General features: G+C 40.2%; 12 protein-coding genes and 2 pseudogenes. 5 read left to right on the top strand and 9 right to left on the bottom strand.

Annotated features, from left to right (window positions below; all coding sequences use genetic code 11):
* Positions 1-12: 12 nt before the first annotated feature.
* The 4 genes from GJB62_RS02840 to GJB62_RS02825 all read right to left on the bottom strand — a co-directional run bounded on the left by GJB62_RS02840 (position 13) and on the right by GJB62_RS02825 (position 3,745).
* Positions 13-279: a TM2 domain-containing protein gene (locus GJB62_RS02840; protein WP_114084754.1), complete on the bottom strand. Its 267-nt coding sequence runs from the start codon at positions 277-279 to the stop codon at positions 13-15.
* 345 nt (positions 280-624) lie between these two features.
* A complete protein-coding gene (locus tag GJB62_RS02835) occupies positions 625-900 on the bottom strand; it encodes an NINE protein (protein WP_114084755.1) in 276 nt (91 codons plus the stop codon).
* A 606-nt stretch (positions 901-1,506) separates the two neighbouring features.
* On the bottom strand, positions 1,507-3,081 hold the full coding sequence (locus GJB62_RS02830) for a type II CAAX endopeptidase family protein (RefSeq protein WP_114084756.1): 1,575 nt from the start codon (positions 3,079-3,081) through the stop codon (positions 1,507-1,509).
* 133 nt (positions 3,082-3,214) lie between these two features.
* Positions 3,215-3,745, bottom strand: coding sequence for a hypothetical protein (locus tag GJB62_RS02825; protein WP_114084757.1), 531 nt, complete (start codon positions 3,743-3,745; stop codon positions 3,215-3,217).
* Positions 3,746-3,919: 174 nt separating this feature from the next.
* Between GJB62_RS02825 and GJB62_RS02820 the strand changes: the two genes are divergently transcribed.
* The 4 genes from GJB62_RS02820 to GJB62_RS02805 all read left to right on the top strand — a co-directional run bounded on the left by GJB62_RS02820 (position 3,920) and on the right by GJB62_RS02805 (position 7,409).
* Entirely contained in the window at positions 3,920-4,708 is a 789-nt protein-coding gene (locus GJB62_RS02820) for an FHA domain-containing protein (RefSeq protein ID WP_114084758.1), read from the top strand.
* Positions 4,709-4,954: 246 nt separating this feature from the next.
* Positions 4,955-5,308, top strand: coding sequence for a hypothetical protein (locus tag GJB62_RS02815; protein ID WP_114084759.1), 354 nt, complete (start codon positions 4,955-4,957; stop codon positions 5,306-5,308).
* 96 nt (positions 5,309-5,404) lie between these two features.
* Positions 5,405-6,916, top strand: coding sequence for an AAA family ATPase (locus tag GJB62_RS02810; RefSeq protein WP_012407316.1), 1,512 nt, complete (start codon positions 5,405-5,407; stop codon positions 6,914-6,916).
* Between the two features lie 142 nt (positions 6,917-7,058).
* On the top strand, positions 7,059-7,409 hold the full coding sequence (locus tag GJB62_RS02805; protein ID WP_012407317.1) for a DUF1257 domain-containing protein: 351 nt from the start codon (positions 7,059-7,061) through the stop codon (positions 7,407-7,409).
* A 152-nt stretch (positions 7,410-7,561) separates the two neighbouring features.
* Here GJB62_RS02805 and GJB62_RS02800 read toward each other — a convergent pair whose 3' ends face one another.
* Both GJB62_RS02800 and GJB62_RS37340 read right to left on the bottom strand, forming a co-directional pair.
* A complete protein-coding gene (locus GJB62_RS02800) occupies positions 7,562-10,102 on the bottom strand; it encodes a DEAD/DEAH box helicase family protein (RefSeq protein WP_209271472.1) in 2,541 nt (846 codons plus the stop codon).
* A 95-nt stretch (positions 10,103-10,197) separates the two neighbouring features.
* A pseudogene (locus GJB62_RS37340) lies at positions 10,198-10,332 on the bottom strand (Uma2 family endonuclease); the annotation flags it as partial.
* A gap of 52 nt (positions 10,333-10,384) precedes the next feature.
* On the opposite strand from GJB62_RS37340, the gene GJB62_RS02795 reads away from it, so the two are divergent.
* Complete coding sequence (locus GJB62_RS02795) at positions 10,385-11,857, top strand: IS66 family transposase (RefSeq protein WP_159402428.1); 1,473 nt, start codon at positions 10,385-10,387, stop codon at positions 11,855-11,857.
* A 9-nt stretch (positions 11,858-11,866) separates the two neighbouring features.
* Here the strand turns inward: GJB62_RS02795 and GJB62_RS02790 are convergent.
* The 3 genes and pseudogenes from GJB62_RS02790 to GJB62_RS02780 form a co-directional block, all read right to left on the bottom strand.
* Positions 11,867-12,379 (bottom strand): annotated as a pseudogene (locus GJB62_RS02790) (Uma2 family endonuclease); the annotation flags it as partial.
* Between the two features lie 101 nt (positions 12,380-12,480).
* The gene (locus GJB62_RS02785) at positions 12,481-14,094 is read right to left on the bottom strand and encodes an NAD(P)H-quinone oxidoreductase subunit 4 (protein ID WP_114086002.1); all 1,614 of its coding nucleotides are present in this window, start codon (positions 14,092-14,094) and stop codon (positions 12,481-12,483) included.
* Between the two features lie 760 nt (positions 14,095-14,854).
* Entirely contained in the window at positions 14,855-15,133 is a 279-nt protein-coding gene (locus GJB62_RS02780) for a hypothetical protein (RefSeq protein WP_114086003.1), read from the bottom strand.
* Between the last annotated feature and the right edge of the window lie 60 nt (positions 15,134-15,193).

Genomic DNA, 15,193 nt, shown 5'->3' with positions numbered 1-15,193 from the left:
AGATGGAGGGAGTTAAAACCAGCCTTTCTTTTCGACAATGTAAGTATTGAGGAATTCTTCATCAGTCTTGGTTAAGTAAATGATACCTTCAACCAAACCGACAATCCCCATCACTGCTCCACCCAAACCAAATGTGAGTATCGTAACGAGCAGCATGATTAGACCTTGAGTAGTGTAACCAAGAATAAATTTGTGAATACCTAAAGCTCCTAACAAGATAGCGCAAATACCAGCAGCAATTTTTTTGCTGCTAGCATCACTGGGGTTGACATTAGACACTATGAGAATACTCCTCAGCTATAAATGACATCCCCAATGTTAATGTAATTATTCTTACTTAGCATCTACATATCTCTCATTAGTAATAAATTGTCAGATTTAATCTAGTTCAGGAGACAAATAAGCACTAAGTGTTACTGGAAACAAATTCGGAAATCCAGTATTAACAAACTTATAGAACTTACGCAAATACTAGCCGAAACCCTTGTTTTCATGTAGATGCAAAACTTTTCCCACAGGGTATTGCCCCTAAAAGTTGTAGTTTTGCGTCAGCACTAACTTATTCTAAAGATACACTCAAGATATATAACTTTACAGAGCAACCCAAATGGGAAATCTAAGTTTTTAGAACCAGCCCTGCTTATTCACAAAGTAGGTATTTACAAATTCTTCAGGGGACTTATTCAAATAGATCATGCCTTCTATTAAACCTACGAGTTGCATAATTAACAAGGCAATACCGTAGGTGAAAGAACCCGCTACTACAGAAACTACCAACATGATAAAGCCTTCTGGAGCGTATCCTAGAATAAATTTATGAACCCCAAATCCTCCAAGGATAATGCCACAGTAACCAGCTAGAAGTTGTTTGGTAGGGTGACTGGGGTTGAGATTTGACATATTAAATGCTGCTCCTTGATAAGTAAGTGAGATATAAAAATAAAGTCTTTATTGTAATCAAAGCAAATAGATTTACTTGCTTAATAAATAGATTTTTAATTTTTTCAGTACAAGTAGGCCCCAAAATGACTAAAATCAGCGTGCTTCTGTTCTAGAGGAGACGCTAAAATGTCTTGCGGCATAGCTTGAAAATCTGGCGCTCCTTAATAAATTTTGGTGGATTGGATGACTGCAAACTCTGTTGCAGAAGTTTTGCACATTTTCAAGTCAGACATTTGGTCTTGAGAAAAATAAATCTCAATAATCATCAAAAACTGCTATACCACTTTTTACAAGTACATCAGTATTATTTCCGGGTTTTTTTATGAGCGCTTCCACTGGTAGTGAAACGCCATTGCACCAATGACAAGATTCAGTTATTGGCTAAAATCACCCGGATAAGAATAAATGCTTAACTAGATATTTTGTTGTCTATGTTAACAGCATTATTTGAATTGGCTTTTCAGCTAGTATTTATGCTTGTAACCAATTATAACCAGTAAATTGTTCTTACATAAGCAGATAAAATCAGATATTTACATTTTTAGCAACAGTGCAATTTAAGTATTAATTACTACCTAAAATAAACAGGCTTAATAATGTACCACTATTCCAAAGGCTGTGTAGGAGCATAGGAGCAAGGAGGTTGCGCGATCGCGTGTAAACTACCCCTAAAACGATCCCCAATGCAGTGAGGGGCAGAATTTCCGACAAGCTGAGGTGAGCGATCGCAAACAACAAACTACTGATTATAATCGATCCCCACACGGGTAAGTAACGCGTTAGAGAAGGTAACAAAAAGCCGCGAAACAGAATTTCTTCAAAGAATGGAGCTGCGATCGCTGCTGTAAAGAAAAATATACCAAGTGCTACCCCATTTTGGCTTTCCAGCGCTAGTTGCAGCAGGGGGTTACTACCACCCTGTCCTTGCCATAGCTGTTGATTGATTAAAGATACCATCACAACTATAGGCAAAGCCGTACAATAGCCGCCCAGTCCCCACAGAAACCAGTTATCTTGAAAACGGAAGCGGAACCAAAATTCCGGTAACGGAAAAAATGGCTTGAGAGAGAAATACAGCACTAACAACGCACCTAATGCTACCAATAGGTAACTAACCAAAACAGAAAAAGCCTGAAGTCGCACATCAGCAATAGGGCGCGGGATGGGTAGAACCGATATCACCAAGGGCACAAAAATTTGCCCCATAAAGAAAAAGCCTACAATAAAAACCTGCAAAACCGTTTCACCATCCCAAGGCGTTGACCAAGGAATATCAGCATTTTGAGCTAGTAACGAGGCTTTTCCTTTCAACAAGCGTTGAGCAAATAATAAAATCAGCAATATTAGACCAATTAAAGCCGCTAAGGTAGGAATAGTACCAATAACCGCTAATTTCAACACCGCTTGAGCAGCAGTTTCTTTTTGTGCAGCTTTTACTGCTAATAAAGCATCTTGTCGTTGTTGGAGTTGGTATAGCTGAACCAAAGCAGTAGAGCGAAACCAACCTTCTAGATTCTTTTGAATCCGTTCTTGAGCATTTTGGAGCAGACGGGGAGGATTGCTCCACAGTCCACTCAATACATCTGCGGTTTCTCCAAACTCTGGATTGACATCTGAGCGTTGTTGTAATTCGCTCCAAGTTTTCAGGGCTGTATCCGTCTGTCCTTGCTGTGCTTGTAAAATTCCCAGGCGCAAGTCTAATTCAGCCACTAATTTTTGTAATTGCTTTAGCGACTGCTGTAACTGTTGCTTTCCTTGTTTAGAGGTTTTAGTAGTCGGAGGAACTTCAGGTAGAGGTTTAGGAGGTATGGGAGTAATTTCAGATTGAGAGCGTAATTGTGCAAGCTTATTGTTAACTTTGTCCAAATTCGCTTGAACTGACTGACGTGCCTCCTGATATTGCTTTGTGGCGCTTTCTAGAGGTTGCTCACCAAGTATCGCTTCCCGAATCCCTTGAAGATTGTCATCACCGCTATCTTCTGATTGCCAAGCTTGGGCCTGCAAAGCAATATTGGTTTGGTACAGTTCCAGGCGACTTTGGAACTGGGGTTCTTGCCAACTACCGAATAAAGCCGAAACTGCCAACAGAACTGCTATCGGCGTTAGCACAAAAATTAAAACCAACCGCTTGAGTGTCATCTATCCCCCTTTGACTAACCAGTGGAGAGCGCGTCCCCCTTGGGAATTATCGCAAGAAAAAGTCAGAGGTGGATAAATATCATCAATTTAAAGGTTTTAAGTTTGGCATCGCTAAAGAAACTCCAGTCCTAACTCAAGACTTTGAAATTCGATACTGCTGGGCAATGTAATAAAACAAACGATAGTAATCTTGAAATTCTTGGCTTTTGCTTCGTCCCTGCCAACAGTATTTCACTTGATCCTGAGTTAGTGTCAGTGTCATAGAACCTACTCCTTGATCAACTTCTACAACTAGTACCCCAGATACTCCTTGGGCGGTTTGAAAGTTGGGTTTGATCTTTTTCACTGGCTCTTGCTCTGTAACAATCGAATTCAGTAACTGCTGACTTGCCCACCCTCGAATTTCCACCGTTTTGTTTTGGGGCGAAATAAAGGCAATTCCATCACCATTTGCTGGGCCTGCTGAAGAAGTCCAGTTACTCGGATATGGAAATTCAAAGCCATAACGAGAGTTGCTATAAGTTTTCCATGCGATCGCTCCAGCGTTAAAATCATTTGCAGTACAACCCCAAAGAATTACTAACAGAGCAATAATCCCGCTAACGCTGGCGGTAAACCGATAAATTCTTCGCCCCAAACTACAGGTTTTATTAGCAGTAGCCATTTACATTACACATTTTGCCAAAGTCACTGATTTTATAGAAATACCAGAAACTCAGATCAATACCTTGCACTGAAAGAGCGCTCGTTAAAAATTAAATATTCTTTCAGGATATTTACCATTCTCTTTTGACTCCTCAGTAGAGAAGCTTATAAAGAGTGCTTTATCACACATTTTATGTACAGCGCATCTCAGACAGCCGAGCTAACTTTGGAGCTTTTTCACTTCCAAACCAACACATCTTTACAATTTCCACCAAATCTTTCTGTAATTTCCATTGGTAAGCCAAACGACCAAAAACCTCCAGATATTGATATCTCTGGCTTACCAGATTCGGATGTGTCATCTCGCATCCACGCACAAATTTGGAAGAATGGGGACGAATACCATATTACCGATTTGGGCAGTTCTAATGGTACATACATTAACGGTGCGAAACTTCAACCTCAAGTTTTTTGTCCACTGCATCCAGGAGACAGAGTTTCCCTTGGGCAGGGAGACAAAATAACTTTTATGTTTAGGGTGCAGCAACACTCTGCATCTACCGCGAAAAATCCTACACCAAATTCCGCGCCAACGAAAATTACAGCGCCTACCACAAGTAAAGAAGAGGAACAAGTAATCTTTGCTAGTAAGCTTATTGGCTTAGGGCTAATCCTCGCAGGCATTATATTTTTAAGTACAAGTATTTATGTGAGCGTCTACTTACGCAGCACACCTGGAATTTTGCTGTGTATGGGAGGTGTAGTAGCTCTAAATTTGGGTGGGCGCGATAATCGGAAGCTAGGATGGGTTTTGATTGGGATCGGAATTGCTCTATTCATCGCCAGTGGTGTTGTAATCGGTTCAGTGTCACTTTTTTCTCTGCTAGTGTCATTCGCTGGCATCTCCTGTGGATATCAGTTGTTTACAACCGGAAAGGTGTTCAACTTTAATCCGCTTACACTTCAAATAGTTAAAAAGTAAGCCAAGTTAGGGAATCATTAATTAGCGATCGCTAATTGCCATTGAGGTTTCAGGATTTGAATCCTAAGCCCTGATTAACTTCGAAGAGGTTTGTCGTGAGGGATTTATCACTCAATAAACAGCATTTCAGCTTCTCGTGTAAACAAATGTAACAAAAGTAGCGTCAAAACGTTTTGCTGTCTTGACAACCAATAGAAGAACCGATAAGTTGATATACATACCCGGGTAAGACCGTTAAAGAGTTATATGCAAACGCAAACTAAGCAAAAGGTCACTTTGTATTTATCGCCAGAGTTGCACAGAAAACTGAAGATTCGTTCAGCAGTCGATTCCGAACCAATGTCAGAACTTGCCGAACGCGCCCTTGGTTTTTACCTATCTAATCAAGAATTGGTTGACGAATTAGAAGATTCTTCTTTTGGGCGGACTCATAGAGTTTATTCATGCCCAACTTGTGATAGCTCACTAGTCTTACGTGATGGGGAACTGGTTACTTTGGGCAATCAACCAGGAGTAGTCGGTCAAGAACATCTTTCCATTGATGAGATGGATGGAGATGAAACCAACCCCAAGGGTGAGGAAGAGTTAGTTCCTTGCTAGATAGATAGGAATTATGGATTATTCATTCATGATTCGGTTGTCTTTACCAGAAGCAATGTCTCTACTGTCTCTATAAGGTCTCAAGTAGGTCGAAGTATGAAAGAAGAGCTCAATATCCTAATTCAAGCTCAATACCCTTTAATCTACCTTGTGACCTCCGAGGAAGAGCGGGCCGAGCAAGCAGTTTCCACAATCGCCCAGTTGTTAAAGCCCCAGCGCCGAGTATTTGTTTGGACAGTAACACACGGGATTGTGGAGTATGGTCAGCCCCGGAATGTCACTCAACATAATACCGTTTCTCCAGAGGCGGCGATTGAGTGGATAATCCGGCAGAAAGAACCGAGTATATTTATTCTTAAAGATTTACACCCCTTTATTGATGCGCCTGCAACAAACAGATCGTTACGTGATGCGATCGCTAGCTTTAAAGGTACGCAAAAGAACATCATTTTGATGTCTCCAATGCAACAAGTTCCAATAGAGTTGGAAAAAGAAGTTGTTGTTATCGATTTTACACTGCCAGATATGGCGGAGTTAAATAAAGTACTGACTCAGCACGTAGACCAAAATCGTGGTCGGCGGTTGACAACAGAGGCTAGAGAAAAGCTTCTCAGAGCAGCTTTAGGTTTAACTAAAGATGAAGCTGAGAAAGTCTACCGAAAGGCGCAGGTAACTACAGGGCGTTTGACGGAAGATGAAGTAGATATCGTTTTATCTGAGAAAAAGCAACTAATTCGGCGCAATGGAATCTTAGAATACATTGAAGAAGATGAAACCATTGATGCTGTAGGTGGCTTAGAAGAGTTAAAAAGATGGCTCAAGCAACGCTCTAATGCTTTTACAGAAAGAGCAAGAGAGTATGGTTTGCCTCAACCAAAAGGGATGTTAATTCTCGGAGTTCCCGGTTGCGGTAAGTCATTGATTGCTAAAACTACCTCCCGGCTGTGGGGTTTACCACTGTTGCGGTTGGATATGGGGCGAGTCTACGACGGCTCAATGGTGGGACGAAGTGAAGCAAACTTGCGGAACGCCTTGAAAACAGCAGAATCTATTTCCCCAGCGATTTTGTTTATCGACGAATTGGATAAATCCTTTGCTGGTAGTGGAGGTTCTTCTGATTCCGATGGGGGAACATCAAGCAGAATCTTCGGCTCTTTCCTCACATGGATGCAAGATAAGAAGTCACCAGTGTTTGTCATGGCAACTGCCAACAGAGTAGAACGCTTACCTGGGGAGTTCTTGAGGAAAGGACGCTTTGATGAAATATTCTTTGTCGATCTGCCAACACCGGAAGAACGGCAACACATTTTTAATATTCATCTGACCAAGCGCCGTGAAGACATCTCTAGATTCGATCTTGAGCAACTAGCTAAGATGTCTGATGGCTTTTCTGGGGCAGAAGTTGAGCAAGCGATCGTTGCGGCAATGTATGAAGCTTTTGCCCAAGATCGGGAGTTCACCCAATTAGATATTATTGCTGCACTGAAGGCAACATTGCCGCTGTCTCGAACGATGCAAGAACAAGTAACGGCTCTGAGAGATTGGGCCAGACAGCGCGCACGCCCCGCAGCATCCTCCGTAGCTGAATATCAGCGAATGGAGTTTTAAAAGCTTTCCTCTGCCATCCCAGGGGGAAAGGCTAGCTCCCAATGCTAGCAGTTATAAGAAAAAGCCGCATCCTGCTAAGAGCGGCTTCGCCCGAAACAAACCGTTGTCGTTTTTCTCAATCTTCTCATTGGAGGAAACCCAAATGTCTCACTTTAGCACCCTGCGTACCAAGATCACCGATGCCGAAATCCTCAAAGCTTCTTTGCGCGACCTCGGTATCAGCGTAAAGACTGAAGCTGATGTCCGTGGTTATAACGGTCAGCGCGTCCGTTCTGACATCGTTGCTATGTTAGATGGCGAATATGACCTCGGCTGGTCTCGCAACAGCGATGGTTCTTTTGACCTAATCGCTGACCTGTGGGGCGTTGCTAAGAAGCACAACCAAACCGAGTTGATCAACTCAATCAACCAAAAGTATGCCGTTAACAAAACTTTGGCTGAAGTAAAACAGCGCGGTCTGCAAAACGCCAATGTGAAGTTGGTATTGCAATAACAATTTCTCTGCGCGTTCCCAAAGCTGCACGGGTTAACCATATCAATAGCGGTTAGCCCGCTTTTTTATCGGGACTGAGAAATAAATCTCAGTCCCGATTTTTAATAGTTTATAGGAAGTTATTGAATCAATGCTAAATCTGAATTTAGCTTTTATCTTGCTGTAGTAACCTGAACATTGTAAGCATTACGACCAAGCCTTTGTTGAATGTACTTGAGAAGTTCCATTTTATGCTTAAGTAACCATTCAGGATTGTTACCAGGGTATAAATATATGTTGTACCCGTAAGTGCGTGCCTCCCAATCAACTTTATAAACTGCTTTGCAATGGTAAAATAAATTAACTATTCTTGTTAGAGTCCTTATAGCATTTTGACTTTCTGTTCTAAATGATAAGTCCAGATTTTTAGGAATACTCAATTTTGTTGTATTACACCGAAAATCAATTTCATTCTTGCCTTTACATCTATTGCACATAACACACAAGGTTTGTGAGTTTTCTAGAGAAGTTTCACCACCCATAGAAAATGGTTTAATATGATCTATTTGTAATTTACTTTTGGTATTGACTCCACAACATAGGCAAGCATAACCATCTCTTTCTTTAACTTTAACTTTTTCTGCTTCGCTTAATTCTCTATCTTCTGTTTTTAATGGATTAATGAGAGTTAAAGTAGATTGAGGTGTAGGCTGATAAATAATGTTTATAATCGCTGCGTCAACTACTGTTTCAAATCTAATCAAGCTTCTGTAAAAAACTTTCCACAATGTCTCGGATTTGGAAAACTCTTTATCTAAATATTCATGTTTTATACGAGGTGGGAAATCAATTACTTTATAAGCAATTTTATCTAAGTCATACAGTTCTCTTTCCTCAAATGGATGGTATATAGGTACAGATTGATTTTGAGCAATGTGACGAACAATCTTAATTAAATCTGAATCAAGCTTTCCACCAATATTATCAGTTTTGCGTTCAAACCCGTCACTTATCCATTGTTGTACTTGAGACTGCATCCATTTATCATCAAGATATTCTTTAGACCATTCATCTAATAAGTTTTTAGAAAGAATAAAGAGAATAAATGAATCAAATTTTGATTTTGTATGTTCATATACCATGACAAATTCAGTAAATGATTCCATTGTTTCATGTTGATTGTCAGCATCAGCATATACAATTTCAGTTTTATACCAACCAATAGGGCATATTTTTGAGAATACTATTTGATAATCGCCGCCACTCTCAATTGACTTTGATAATTCCTCAACTAGACGAATAGAAATATATTCAAATGGATGATATCCTTTTACAGAGAGTTTTGGTTTATCTATAGTATCGCCATCTTTTGGGTTAGCCCAATCAACTAAACGTTTCCAGTCATCGAAGAATAGAACAACATTCGCCTCAGCACTACCTCCTACTCTTTCGCCCCGTAATGCTCTACCAATCATTTGAGTCATCAAGATAGAGCTTGTTGTTTGACGAGTAATAAATACAGTTTGAACGCTAGGAACGTCAGCTCCTTCTGTTAACATTCGTACATTGATTAAAACATCAAGCTTACCATTCTTAAATTCATCCAAAATCCTTTGATTATCACTTTGAGTACGTTTATTTCGTGCTTCAGCAGAGCCGGGATCGGCATCTATCTTTGAATAAATTGCGTCTACTTTTATACCCTTTTCGAGGAGCTTTTCTTTTATATAGACGCATTGAAACCAACGATCGGCAAAGATAATCGTTTTCCCATAAGCATCTTTATTAGATACATAAGTTTGTACTATAAAATTGTTTCTCTGTTTATCACTTGCAAGTTTTTCAATAATTGATTCTGGGAGGTCTTGATGTTGCTTAACTAGCCGATCGTATAATTTATCATCAACTTCTAATTCTTTCCCAGTTGCCACTTCAATATAGTTAGGTCTAGCCAAAACCCCTTGTAATATTAAACTTTCTTTTTTAGCTTCATAAATAATTCCATTCTCAAATATTTTCCAAAGCCAACCTCTCCTAGCTTGATCATTATAAGTCGGTGTAGCTGTTAGACCAAGCAGATTTAATTGTGGAAATAACCCTCGAAGTCCTAAAGCAGAATCTGTTTCACCAATTAATAAGTTTCTGCAACCATAAGCTGGTGAATGATGAGCTTCATCAACTACTACAAAAAGCCCTGTTTTTTTACAACTATCAATAAATTCTCTGAAAGCTGTCTCAAACCTTTTACCAGACTTGTCTACACCATTAGGATGTAAATTATTGATAGCTGTTTGTATCGTCATGATGACAATATCATCAGTCAGTTGTATAGATGAGGCTTTGGCATGAGAAGGATTACTAGAAACACACCGAATATTTAAAGTTTTCTTCGGCTCTGGAATATCCTTAGCACCTTTTTCAAATGTATCGGATGCTTGATCCAACAGGTAAAATGAAGGAGCTAACCAAAGGATCTTAATATTTTTAGGGATTACATGGTCAGATAACCATCTGACAGCCGTAAATGTCTTGCCAGCACCTGTAGGAAGTACTAAAATTCCACTACCCGGTTTTTCACCGCCAAATTTAAATGTTTTACTCAGGGCTTCAAATGCCTCAATTTGATGCTGAAAGGGTATTTTAGAGTGGTAATTAGCAGATTGATCTCTTGATTGATCAAGATTGATAGATTTGTAATTGATGGGTTCGTGCATTATAGTATTTTCCTAGTGATATATGAGACTATTTGACCACTAGGTTAGTTTGCCCATAATCTATGCTTCAAGCTCTCATGTCTTGAAATTTTTTACTACCAAACTTGACTTAAATCCAAAACAAACCCAGGTAGCAATGGTTCACCGCAAAGGGTTCTAGGATTATCTAATTCCTCAACCGCAATATTAGGACGATAAATAAAAACTTGGCGTTGTTTTCTAGTAAGGATTCAGGTGCTGGGGTATTGACAAGTGTGGTAGGGGAAGCAGAATATAGCAATTATGGAAAAAAACCTGCCACTAAAACTAGACACTGAAACCCTAAAACAGTTGGAGAAAGAGCAACTGGTAGAGATGCTTATGGAGCAGGCAAAAGCTATAGAACAGCTAAAATCCAGAGTAATAGAACTAGAATCTGTAATAGAGAAACTCAAAGTTAGTAGAGACTTAGACAGCACAACATCATCAAAACCACCGTCGGCAGACATCCTCAAAAAAACCGAGAAAAAACTTGAAGATGAAGCAGGGGAGAGTGAAACGCCAAAACGGAAACCAGGAGGACAGCCAGGACATCGGGGAAAAACGAGAAAGGGTTTTGGGAGAGTAGATAGGTTTGAGATATTAAGACCGCAAGTGTGTTTTTGTTGTGGTCAAAAGGAATTCAGTAACGAACCAATAAAAATAGAAACCCAGCAAGTAGCACAGTTGGTAGAAAGACCTATCGAAATCGTAGAATATCAAAGACATACCTGTATTTGCAGCGAGTGTGGGTCAAAACAAACAGCAGACTGGTCGCCAGAAATAGTACCGGGACAAGATATAGGAATCAGACTGCAAGCTTTCTTGGGATGGATAAATAATTACGGGCATTTACCATACGAGAAACAACAAGAATTGTTGTGGGAACTGGGTGAAATAGAAATTGGAGTCGGGACTTTAGTAGCCACAAATGAACGAATAGATGGTGCCGTAGCTCAAAGTATTGACAACCTTAAAGAGTGGATAAAACAAACCCAGCCGAATATCCATTCGGATGAAACACCTTGGGTAATCAAAGGGGTAAAAGAATGGTTATGGATTTTTGCCAATACCGATTTCGCTTTATTTCATGCGGCTGATACTCGTTCTCGCGCCGAATTAGAGGCAATTTTGGGTTCAAGTTACTCTGGTGTACTCAGTTCTGATGACTTTAGTGCTTATAACGGTTATCCGGTGAAAGCCCAACAGAAATGTCAGGCGCATTTACGCCGTCACTTCAAGAAACTCATCTTAATTCCTGGCTTGAATAACAAAGAGATTGGGTCAGCATTTGTCAGCCTGATAGATGAAGGTTTTAAAAACTATGCTCTCTTCCAACAAACTAAAAACATTGATGAGTTCTGGAGTTGGGCATCCGAGTTTAAAATAAAAGTTGAATCTTCCATTCATTCATGGATTGATAAAGCTGGAGGAGAAGCTGGTAAACTTTTACGCTCCTTACGTAATAAAGCTCATCAATGGTGGTATTTCTTAGACCACCCGGACATACCCCCTGATAATAATTTAGCAGAACGAACATTACGTTTAGCAGTCACAAAACGAAAAGTCAGTGGTGGTTCTCGTTCTATGAAGCGATTCCAAGATACTGCTAATTTATTGACTGTTATACAAACTTGTCGCCGTCAAGGACGCTCTGTAATTGAGTTTTTTGACCAAGCTATCAAAGCGATGGTTAACTCTTCTGTGCAGACCCCTTCTTTAATTCCTCTCGTTTAGACCTGAATCCTTACGTTTTCTATCAATTAACCAACCAAGTTGCGTGCCATTATCAATATACTCTTGCATCTTGTCTTGCAAAACTTGTAAGTTATCAGTCTCAGAACGCAATTCAATCATAAACTCAGGACAAATCGGTGCGAATTTTTTTCGCAGTTCTGGTGGTATCGCCTCCCAGCGATCGCGTTTTATCCACGCTGCATCTGGCGATGTCTACGACGGGCTAAGCCTACGCACCGCACCATTGGGCAAAGTAAACCCACCACTGGAACCAAACCCTACACCTGTACCATCTTGCTTTGTCCATACCCACAACTGCCCAACTAAGTTAAAGTTGCGTTCATCAGTTTCGGAACCAGTAGGGGGCATAATCACTAATTCTCCAACAGCATTGCGTTCGATGCGAAAATCACGGTTTAGTTGACAAAGTTCATAAAACTGATCGTCAGTTAGTGCGATCGCAGGTTGCAATTGCAAGACCATTGGTGTAATTTCTGTGGCTATAGGTAAGTTAATGGTCATAGGATATATCTTGGCAAAATTTTAGGGGTAGTTATGTAACCACCCCTTTATTGCCCTAATAATTTAGAATTTACTTGCAGTCCCCTTAATGGGAAGTTAATTTACTCAGAAATGTTAATCGAACTTTCAACTTGAGAAGTAGCCAATGTTGGTGCTGTAAAAATCCGCGAGTACAGACTTGATGGTTGCTGATGAGCAACAACTGGTAGAACTTCACGAGCATGAGCAGCTAATTCCACTGTCTTCACATCATAAGTCTGCGTTGCCAATTTGGGATAAAACCCGATACCGATGATTGGCAGCAACAAACAAGCGGTAATAAATATTTCGCGGGGTTTGACATCAGATATTACAGCATCGAGGTGCAACTCTTCATTTTGCTCACCGTAGAACACTTGACGCAACATCGATAGTAAATAAATTGGTGTCAAAATCACGCCAACGGCTGACAGCAGCACGACTACAACTTTGAAGCTAGAACTGTAAACATCACTGGTGGCGATACCGAGAAATACCATCAACTCACCCACAAAACCACTCATTCCGGGTAAGGCGAGAGAAGCCATTGAACCAATGGTAAACAGAGCAAAGGTTTTAGGCATTACCTTGGCCATACCACCCATTTTATCCATCATCAAGGTGTGGGTGCGATCGTAAGTTACGCCAGACAGGAAGAACAAGCTAGCAGCAATCAAGCCGTGGGAAACCATCTGTAATACTGCACCACTGATACCCAGTTCTGTGTAGGAGGCAATCCCAATCAGCACAAATCCCATGTGGGCAATTGAAGAGTAAGCCAAGCGCCGTTTGAGATTGGTTTGAGCGAAGGCACAGCAAGCACCGTAGACAATGTTAACTACACCCAAAATTGCCAGCACTGGGGCAAAAGTCACATGGGCATTGGGCAACATTTCCACATTGAAGCGGATGAGAGCATAACCACCCATTTTTAACAACACACCAGCCAAAATCATCGAACCGGGTGCTGATGCTTCACCGTGGGCATCAGGTAGCCAAGTGTGTAAAGGGAAAATCGGTAATTTTACACCGAAGGCAATTAAGAAACCTGCATAAACCAACAATTCCAAGGTTTTGGGGTATTCTTTCATTCCCAGAGTCGCCATATCGAAGGTGACGGTATCTCCAGAGAATGCCATTGCAAAACCGGCAATCAAGATAAATATTGATGCGGCGGCGGTGTAAAGAATGAATTTGGTAGCCGCATAACGGCGGTTTTGTCCTCCCCAAATGGAAATCAGCAGGTAAACCGGCACTAACTCGATTTCCCACATTAGGAAAAACAATAGTAAATCCTGGGCGACAAATACGCCAAGCTGGGCGCTGTACATCGCTAACATCAAACCATAAAATAATCGCGGCTTGATGGTAACTTTCCAAGCCGCGAATATTGCGAGGGTATTTATTAAGCCTGTCAGAAGCAGTAAGGGCATCGATAAACCATCAACCCCCACAGCCCAATGCAAACCTAACTGTGGTATCCAAGGATAGTTTTCTACAAATTGGAGTCTTGAACTCTGAAAGTCGTACTTATACCAAAAGGCATAAATCATCAGTGCAAAGTCAGCGATCGCAACTCCCAAACCATACCACCGCACAGTTCTACCTTCTTTGTCTGGGATCAGGGGGATGGCTAAGGCAGCCACCAAGGGTAAGAGGATTATGGCTGTTAGCCACGGAAATTCAATAGCATTCATCACTTCTGACAATCAATTTGGCTTCTTGCTTTTGATTTGATTATATTAAGGAATCTATACTTTTGTAAATATTCTTTAACTATAGAATATTAAATTTTTGGCATAGACAGGAATATATACTCATCGAATTTCAAATTATCAGGATAAATAAGAATAAATACTTATCTGATTTTGCCGATTCCATTTTAGATGTAAAGTTTTGCAACGTCAACTAAAGCCGCCGTTACAATACGGTTACATTTTCTAGTTAAGTTTAATTGTCGATTGACATAAAATATCGACGCAGCTACAGTGCCAAGTTGCAAAACCTGGGATTATAGCTGCGTCAGTATGCTGATGAACAAGTTGTGTAAACTATGTTGCGTGTAAAAAGAGCAGCCCTAAGCAGTTGCAGATTGGTTTTCGAGGGGAAAATCTGGCTTTTAAATATAATTGCAACAATTTCGAGCAATTGTCATTCTAGATAAACCTTTAGAATGCGTTCACCATTTCGACAATTTTGTAAAGATACCCGATAGAGTTGATTTGTCCATGAGTTTTAGGGATTCCCAACTGGCTAGTTTTTTTATGCTTCTTCCAGCGTCGGCTTTATTGTATGTTTGGAAAAGTTACAGTTTAGCTGAGATAGCGTACTAAATAACCATAATTTTGCTTAATGATTAGGACTTACGCACACTCTACAAATTATTCTCTTCTCTGCGAGAAATTCAGCTTTTTGGCAATTTTTGCGTAAGTCCTAAATCTTAAATTGCTGAGTTCGTTATGAATACTGAATTTTTAATGCAATAATCCCAATTAATACAGCAAGACCTAACGCTCTACGGAAATAATTAACGCCTTGAAATAATTCTAGCCACGCCCAAGTAAACAAAGAGCCATTTGCTACCACGTCTAAAACTGTATTGATTTTACCATTTGTAAAAATTAGAGCGAGTAAACTGGTTACTATCCAAACAATCAGTGGTAGGTTTGGCATCTGAGCTAAAACAATTTTGCCATCGCTATCACGAAAGGTTTTATCAATTAATGTATTTTCCATTATTTAAAACTGCTACCTAGTTACAAATGATTAACTTACAGAAACTATCGGAAGGTCTAT

This window comes from Nostoc sp. ATCC 53789, assembly GCF_009873495.1.
GTDB classification, from domain to species: Bacteria; Cyanobacteriota; Cyanobacteriia; order Cyanobacteriales; family Nostocaceae; genus Nostoc; species Nostoc muscorum_A.
Note: the sequence above shows the minus strand (reverse complement) of the source record. Positions and strands in the feature narration are given on the sequence as shown.

What these genes read in the sequence shown, in the direction of transcription:
- GJB62_RS02780 (WP_114086003.1), bottom strand. Translation starts at nt 15,133, where the DNA reads ATGGAAAATACATTAATTGATAAAACCTTTCGTGATAGCGATGGCAAA.
- GJB62_RS02830 (WP_114084756.1), bottom strand. Translation starts at nt 3,081, where the DNA reads ATGACACTCAAGCGGTTGGTTTTAATTTTTGTGCTAACGCCGATAGCA.
- GJB62_RS02785 (WP_114086002.1), bottom strand. Translation starts at nt 14,094, where the DNA reads ATGAATGCTATTGAATTTCCGTGGCTAACAGCCATAATCCTCTTACCC.
- GJB62_RS02795 (WP_159402428.1), top strand. Translation starts at nt 10,385, where the DNA reads ATGGAAAAAAACCTGCCACTAAAACTAGACACTGAAACCCTAAAACAG.
- GJB62_RS02810 (WP_012407316.1), top strand. Translation starts at nt 5,405, where the DNA reads ATGAAAGAAGAGCTCAATATCCTAATTCAAGCTCAATACCCTTTAATC.
- GJB62_RS02835 (WP_114084755.1), bottom strand. Translation starts at nt 900, where the DNA reads ATGTCAAATCTCAACCCCAGTCACCCTACCAAACAACTTCTAGCTGGT.
- GJB62_RS02800 (WP_209271472.1), bottom strand. Translation starts at nt 10,102, where the DNA reads ATGCACGAACCCATCAATTACAAATCTATCAATCTTGATCAATCAAGA.
- GJB62_RS02825 (WP_114084757.1), bottom strand. Translation starts at nt 3,745, where the DNA reads ATGGCTACTGCTAATAAAACCTGTAGTTTGGGGCGAAGAATTTATCGG.
- GJB62_RS02815 (WP_114084759.1), top strand. Translation starts at nt 4,955, where the DNA reads ATGCAAACGCAAACTAAGCAAAAGGTCACTTTGTATTTATCGCCAGAG.
- GJB62_RS02805 (WP_012407317.1), top strand. Translation starts at nt 7,059, where the DNA reads ATGTCTCACTTTAGCACCCTGCGTACCAAGATCACCGATGCCGAAATC.
- GJB62_RS02820 (WP_114084758.1), top strand. Translation starts at nt 3,920, where the DNA reads ATGTACAGCGCATCTCAGACAGCCGAGCTAACTTTGGAGCTTTTTCAC.